The organism is Vibrio thalassae (assembly GCF_900089835.1).
Lineage (GTDB): Bacteria > Pseudomonadota > Gammaproteobacteria > Enterobacterales > Vibrionaceae > Vibrio > Vibrio thalassae.
This window is the reverse complement of the sequence record NZ_OANU01000124.1, coordinates 5873-12453: the sequence shown is the minus strand read 5'-3', so window position 1 is coordinate 12453 and position 6581 is coordinate 5873. Positions and strand designations below refer to the sequence as shown.

The window sequence follows — 6581 nt, the reverse complement described above, 5'->3', positions numbered from 1 at the left end:
GCCCACACCATGCAAATACATGTCCGCAATGGAAAGGGGGGCAAAGACCGCCTCGTGCCTCTTCCCCAACGCACCCTGAATGCCTTGCGTGCTTATTAGCTCACTCACCGGCACCCTAAGCTGCTTTTCCCTGCTCGGGAAATCATGACCAATAAAACCATGGACAGAGGCGGCGTACAAAAAGCGATGAGGCAAGTACTCAAAGACAGTGGTATCAATAAACCTATATCACCTCACTCACTGCGCCATTGCTTTGCGACTCATCTATTAGAGCAAGGGCTTGACCTGCGCTCTCTGCAAATATTGCTTGGACACGGTAGCCTCAACACCACCGCTCGCTATACCCGTATGACCAAGAGTAAACAAAAAGACGCCGCACTCGCCATCAATCAACTGACCGATGCATTGAGCATTACGTGGGAGGCAGCATGAGTACTTTCATTGAACTGTTGCGCACGCATAAAAAAGCGCTCGAACATCAGTATGCCAATTCAACTCAACCCAGATATGCGCTCGGCTATCCAAGCGATGTTACGGTGTAAAACAGAGCAACAAGGTCGGTCGCAATGGTATTGTGCCCATTGCCACCACAATGACCGACTGCCACTCTCATGCGGACATCGGCACTGCCCCCAGTGCCAACACCGCACCACTTCGGACTGGTTAAACCGTCAAAAACAAAAGCTGTTACCCGACCGCGACATCATCCAGATAAAACAAGAGTCTGTGACGTTCAGGTACAAAGAGAGTCAAACTCAGCAATGGAAACAGCGAACACTGCCAACGCTCAAGTTCTTACTGCTCATCTTGCAACACGTCCTGCCTAAAGGGCTGCAACGAGTGCGTGATTATGGCTTCTTGCGAGGGCAAGCTCGGCAAACACTTGGCCGTATACAACTGTTACTACTTGGACTGTTTTACTCGTTGCCAAACCTTGAACCCGTCACAAAGAGCAAAGCCACACGCTGCTGTCCTTGCTGTCAACATGAGATGGCCTGTGTGGGGTTCACTCGACCGAGATAGCCGAAAGGCATCCAATAATAAGGATAATGGCCGTCATCAACAAGATAAGGAAAAACAGCCGCTAAGAACCAACATTAGCCAGTTAACCCATTGATAAGGCGGAACTCTCCACCTTGCAATACCTGCGCTCGCCTTGAGAAAAGCATCAAGGCCGCCCCCCTTCTAGAGCAGATCGCACAATTTACTTATATAGAGGCTCGGGCTTGTTCAACACTTGGGATTTAACGTTGGCTACGCAACGCTTAATCCTTATTTGTTAGAATTTTTTGTGGTCATATTCTAGTTTTAGCCAGAAACAGCGATTTAGAACAACCGCTACTGCCCTTTCATGTGATTTTTCGCAATCCATTCCATACCAGACTGGATCACCTCTTTCTTGAGCATAGTACTCATAGTGATAGACTTCGTCGCCGTAGTGGTATCTTAAAAAGTAGTAACCATCAGCTTTTCCCTGTTTTGTATAGATACCCGACTCGTTCTCAATGTATACCTGTTCAACTTGAAGATGCAGGTTTCAACACCTGAAAATTATCTGTAATTCTAGACACGAGTGTGCCTGCAACGTTTGGTAGCGTTACATCGAAAAACTCCTTTATGGCTGAAGTAAATTCGAGCTTGGAAGGGAAGTACATATTATTCCTTACATGCTCATTCATTACCTTCCAAAGCCGCTCAATTGGATTTAAATTTGGACTGTAAGGCGGTAAGTAATGAAGCTCGACATTGAGCACCTTTGCCGCTTTTTTAACCAGCTCTGACTGATGATAAGCGGCACCATCAAGTACTAGGTGAACATTTTGCTCCAACGGGTAATGCTCCTTTTTGAGCTTCCAGAAGAAGCGAACGATGCTCTCGCTGTTTATCGTGTCATATGAGCCTGTCACCGTTGCGCCAATATCTTGAAGTGGTAACGCACCGATAATATTGAGACGAGTTCGATTGCCCGTTTTCTCAATTACTTTGTCTTGGCCTTTTCGTATCCAACCATAACTGAGCTTTGTTGACTGCGTAGGATGAACGGCATCCATGAACAAAACAGAGTCTTCGCTGCTTTTTAGCGTCTCGTTGTAATGTTCGATAAAGGCTTGCTGCATTTCTGGATTAAACTTATGCGGCACACCTTTCGGCTTCTTATATGAAAAACCGTGATGACGTAGCCACTTGTTCATACCAGCAACGGTATAGCAAATGCCAAATTCAGCTTGTACATAAGCGACAATTTGATGGGTGCGAAAGTACGTTTTCTCATCCAGATGTTCGATAAGCTGCACGGTTTGCTCAGCAGAAAGTCGGCTCTGGCTCCCCCCATTTTCAGGCTTAAGTTTTTCAGAGAGAACATAATCACTGAGATGACGAGCTACAGTCGATTAGTGAATACGAAGAGCTTGAGAAATCATCGTCTGACTCCAACCTTCAGACGCAAGTAAAACTGCTTTGAGGCGGTCACGCACTCGACCATCACAAGTTGAATCGTGCATATCTTCGAGTTGCTGTTTCTGCTGAGGAGTCAGTATTATTTTCATGGTACGTAGCATGATCCTGATTTTATAAAAATCAAGCATCTTCAATGATCACGGGTATAGGAGTGGAGTCTCTCTCTTAACCATATATTGGCAACGCTTTTTTGCTCTCGCTTATGGGCTATGATGCGGTACTGAATTGGAATTGAGGTAAATGGGCTTGGCATAACCTGAATATTCAACTTTTTAGCAAACAGTTCAGCAAGGCTTTTAGTCATCACTGCGATGCAATCACTGTTTGATACCATCGACATTTGTGACACTAAAGAGGTGCACTCTGCCGCTACATGTCGTTCGAATAGGTTTTCTTTGGTAAAATAGTCTGCCATATAGGCGTTTTCTCGCCGAAGTTTTAATGTTATATGCCGCTCTTGGTAGTATTGCTCTTGCGAAATAACTTTGTCTATTCGAGGGTGCCCATTACGGGCAATCACACAGATATTGTCTTCAAATAACTCTTCGGAAAAAAAGGATTTGGCCGAGTAGTTAGCGATTTCAATAGCCATATCTGCTTGTTGCTGGTTTAGTCCCTGAAGTACATCTTCTTCTCTCATATAGGTTGGTTGCAACTCTATTGAGATATTGCCTAAGCTTTTGTCAGCCTCTATTTTTGGTAACAACATGGTCATTACAGGCTCAGAAGTGTAGATAACAAATTTTCTCGGCATCTCAATCGAAAAATCGCTCAAGCTTTCCAAACCATTATTAATTTGGATTAAGGCGGGTTCCACATGTCGAATCAACTCTTGTGCATGTTGAGTGGGTGCGATACCTCTGCCTGAACGAACAAAAAGTTGGCTGCCAACCTGCTCTTGAAGGCGCTTTAGCAGCCCACTGACTCCGGGTTGAGTAAGGCCCATCTCCTCAGCAGCAAGAGTGATCGATTTAGTCCGATAAACAGTGATAAATACTTTCAGTAAGTTGAGATCAAACTTTCCTAGCATTCTCTTCCCCCCTAGAAACATAACAGAGTGTGATGTGTTTAATATATTTTCATGCATGTATTGCAATGTGTCAATCAACTAAATTTACCGCATACCCAATACGAATCCCAAAGAGGTTCCCTATGAAAACTCGTTTTACCCCTTCAGTACTATCACTTGCCATTGTTGTTTCCTTTGGCGCTGTAGCAAACGACTACGCTTCCATTGATACGTACCAAGGTAAACCTGCGACTCAGCACACTATCGATGCTAACAATAAACTTGATAAAACACTGCCATGGCACGATGTTTCAGCATTCGAGCGCTCGACTCGCGGCCTCATTGCTGAGTTCGGTGATCACGACGCAGGCATTCTTAAAAACAGCTTTGATCACATGAATGTTGATGACGTTCGTGCAGATCGACCAGACACTGTAAACCCATCAATCTGGCGTCAAGGTCAGATGAACTACGCATCTGGCGGCCTATACCAAGTGACTGACGGTGTTTATCAAATCCGTGGTGCTGACTTGTCAAACATGACAATCTACCGCTCTGACAACGGTTACATCATCCACGACCCAATGGTATCTGCTGAGACTTCTGCAGCAGCTTGGGATTTCGCAAAAATGCACCTGCCAGCGATTAATGGTGAACATAAGATCACTGGTATGATTTATTCTCATACTCACGTTGACCACTTCGGCGGATCTCGCGGTATCTATGAGTCTGGCGACTTTGCAAAAGACGCACCTATCATCGCACCAGCTGACTTTATGAAAGAGCTGGCTGACGAGAACGTAATGAACGGTAACGTTATGTCTCGTCGTGGCCAGTATCAATATGGTCTGTCTCTGAATACAGATGCAAAAGGCATCGTCGACAACGCTCTTGGCATGGGTATCGCAGTTAAATCTGGTGTTACTCTGGTAATGCCAACCGTTGATATTGTTGAGCGTGAAGAAACTCACGTCATTGATGGTCTTGAGATGTTGTTCATCAACATGCCTGGCGCAGAGGCTCCAGTAGAGATCGTTAACTACGTACCAGCTTACAACTCACTGAATACGGCTGAACTGACTTACGATGGTCAACACAACATCTACACATTCCGTGGTGCTAAGACTCGTGACTCTCTAGCTTGGAACAAGTATCTAACAGAGCTTAAGATGCGTTTTGTTGACAGCGGTCTAGTGGATAACATCCACGCTGCTCACTCGGCTCCAGTTTGGAACGAAGAAGGTACTGACACGAACGAGATTGCAGACTACATGGAGCTGCAACGTGATAACTATGGTTGGTTGCACAACAACTCTGTTCGCCTTGCTAACCACGGTGTAACAGTGGGTGATGTGGGCCGTGAGATCGATAAGATCATCCCACAAGCTCAGTTGGATACATGGCACACTAACGGCTACCACGGTTCTTACAGCCACAACGCTCGTGCAATTGTGAACCTGTACCTTGGTTACTTTGACATGAACCCAGTTAACATCAATCCATTAACTTCTGTTGACCAAGCAGCTGTATACGTTAATGCATTTGGTGAAGAAGCGGTATTTGAAGCGGGTATGAATCACTTTGAGTCTGGTGAATACCAAGAAGCTGCACAGCTACTTAACAACTTGGTGTTGAACAACCCTACTAACATCGAATACCGCGCTGCACTAGCTGATACCTATGAGCAGCAAGGTTACCAGTCTGAGACAATGGCATGGCGTAACACGTACCTTCAAGGTGCTGCTGAACTGCGTACAAGCCAGGTTACTGAGTCACTTAACATTGCATCTGCTGACGTAATTGCTAACACTCCAACAACTAACTTCCTAGACCTAGTTGGTGTTCGCGTTAATGGTCCTAAAGCAGAAGAAGCGGGCTTAGCATTCAACATGTCTCTGGTACACCCAGATATTGATGAGACTCACTACATTGAAGTGTCTAACGCAACGTTCTCTCACTTGCCAGTGTCTGAGCTTAACCTAGACCTTCCAGAGCAAGTTGATACTCAGCTTATTATTCATAAGACTGACCTGACTCGTGTACTGGTTGGTGAAGTTACTCTACAGAAGCTAGTCGAAGATGGTATTGCAGGTATCCGTGGTGATGCTAACAACATCGCTGCTCTAGCTGCTACTATGGATGAGTTCGCGCTAGGTTTCGAAATTGTCCCGCTAATTAAGTAATCGCAGTTCATGTGTATAGCCCCGCTTGATGCGTGGCTCAGACTGCTGACAAAGTATACAAAGGACTCGCTTTCACGCTGGTCCTTTGATCTAATAGGGGTATAGGAAATAAGGATATCCCGACATGATCTGCTCCAGTCAGACTGGACACTCCATTAAGCGACTTTTTGATTTTCAAAGTTAACAGGGCTTAGATACCCAAGAGCACTGTGCCTTCTTGTACGATTATAATCAATCTCTATGTATTCAAAGAGCGTTTGGCGCATCTCGTCTCACGTCATGATCGGCTCGTACTGGATCGCTTCAATTTTCATTGAATGGAAGAAGCTCTCAACGCAAGCAGTGACCCAGCAACGCCGTTACCAAGTCTTCTTCCTTGCCTTATATTCCATGGGACTTCGCCTCAGTGAGGGACTCAATCTCACTGTCCAAGATATTGATGCCCACACCATGCAAATACATGTCCGCAATGGAAAGGGGGGCAAAGACCGCCTCGTGCCTCTTCCCCAACGCACCCTGAATGCCTTGCGTGCTTATTAGCTCACTCACCGGCACCCTAAGCTGCTTTTCCCTGCTCGGGAAATCATGACCAATAAAACCATGGACAGAGGCGGCGTACAAAAAGCGATGAGGCAAGTACTCAAAGACAGTAGTATCAATAAACCTATATCACCTCACTCACTGCGCCATTGCTTTGCGACTCATCTATTAGAGCAAGGGCTTGACCTGCGCTCTCTGCAAATATTGCTTGGCCATGCCAGTCTCAACACCACGGCGCGATACACCCGCATGACCCAGCAAAAACATCGCGACGCCGCACTCGCCATCAATCAACTGACCGATGCATTGAGCATTACGTGGGAGGCAGCATGAGTACTTTCATTGAACTGTTGCGCACGCATAAAAAAGCGCTCGAACATCAGTATGCCAAT

At 45.8% G+C, this 6581-nt stretch carries 2 protein-coding genes and 5 pseudogenes; 4 read left to right on the top strand and 3 right to left on the bottom strand.

Annotation, left to right across the window (positions count from 1 at the left end; all coding sequences use genetic code 11):
• Positions 1–432: pseudogene (locus VTH8203_RS25220) on the top strand (tyrosine-type recombinase/integrase); the annotation flags it as partial.
• Positions 429–1023, top strand: a pseudogene (locus tag VTH8203_RS21955) (transposase zinc-binding domain-containing protein). The pseudogenes VTH8203_RS25220 and VTH8203_RS21955, both read left to right, overlap by 4 nt.
• Before the next feature lie 494 nt (positions 1024–1517).
• Here VTH8203_RS21955 and VTH8203_RS21950 read toward each other — a convergent pair.
• Both VTH8203_RS21950 and VTH8203_RS21945 read right to left on the bottom strand, forming a co-directional pair.
• Positions 1518–2546: pseudogene (locus tag VTH8203_RS21950) on the bottom strand (IS630 family transposase).
• 41 nt (positions 2547–2587) lie between these two features.
• The gene (locus VTH8203_RS21945) at positions 2588–3487 is read right to left on the bottom strand and encodes a LysR family transcriptional regulator (protein WP_096995582.1); all 900 of its coding nucleotides are present in this window, start codon (positions 3485–3487) and stop codon (positions 2588–2590) included.
• A gap of 122 nt (positions 3488–3609) precedes the next feature.
• Between VTH8203_RS21945 and VTH8203_RS21940 the strand changes: the two genes are divergently transcribed.
• Positions 3610–5649 carry an alkyl/aryl-sulfatase gene (locus tag VTH8203_RS21940; protein ID WP_096995581.1) on the top strand — a complete coding sequence of 680 codons (2040 nt, stop codon included), beginning with the start codon at positions 3610–3612 and terminating at the stop codon, positions 5647–5649.
• A gap of 155 nt (positions 5650–5804) precedes the next feature.
• Here VTH8203_RS21940 and VTH8203_RS25215 read toward each other — a convergent pair.
• Positions 5805–6002, bottom strand: a pseudogene (locus VTH8203_RS25215) (IS3 family transposase); the annotation flags it as partial.
• Here VTH8203_RS25215 and VTH8203_RS21930 point away from each other — a divergent pair.
• Positions 5995–6522, top strand: a pseudogene (locus VTH8203_RS21930) (tyrosine-type recombinase/integrase); the annotation flags it as partial. The pseudogenes VTH8203_RS25215 and VTH8203_RS21930 overlap by 8 nt on opposite strands.
• Between the last annotated feature and the right edge of the window lie 59 nt (positions 6523–6581).

Excerpts from the sequence above, each read along its gene's own strand:
- VTH8203_RS21940 (WP_096995581.1), top strand. The coding sequence starts at position 3,610 with ATGAAAACTCGTTTTACCCCTTCAGTACTATCACTTGCCATTGTTGTT.
- VTH8203_RS21945 (WP_096995582.1), bottom strand. The coding sequence starts at position 3,487 with ATGCTAGGAAAGTTTGATCTCAACTTACTGAAAGTATTTATCACTGTT.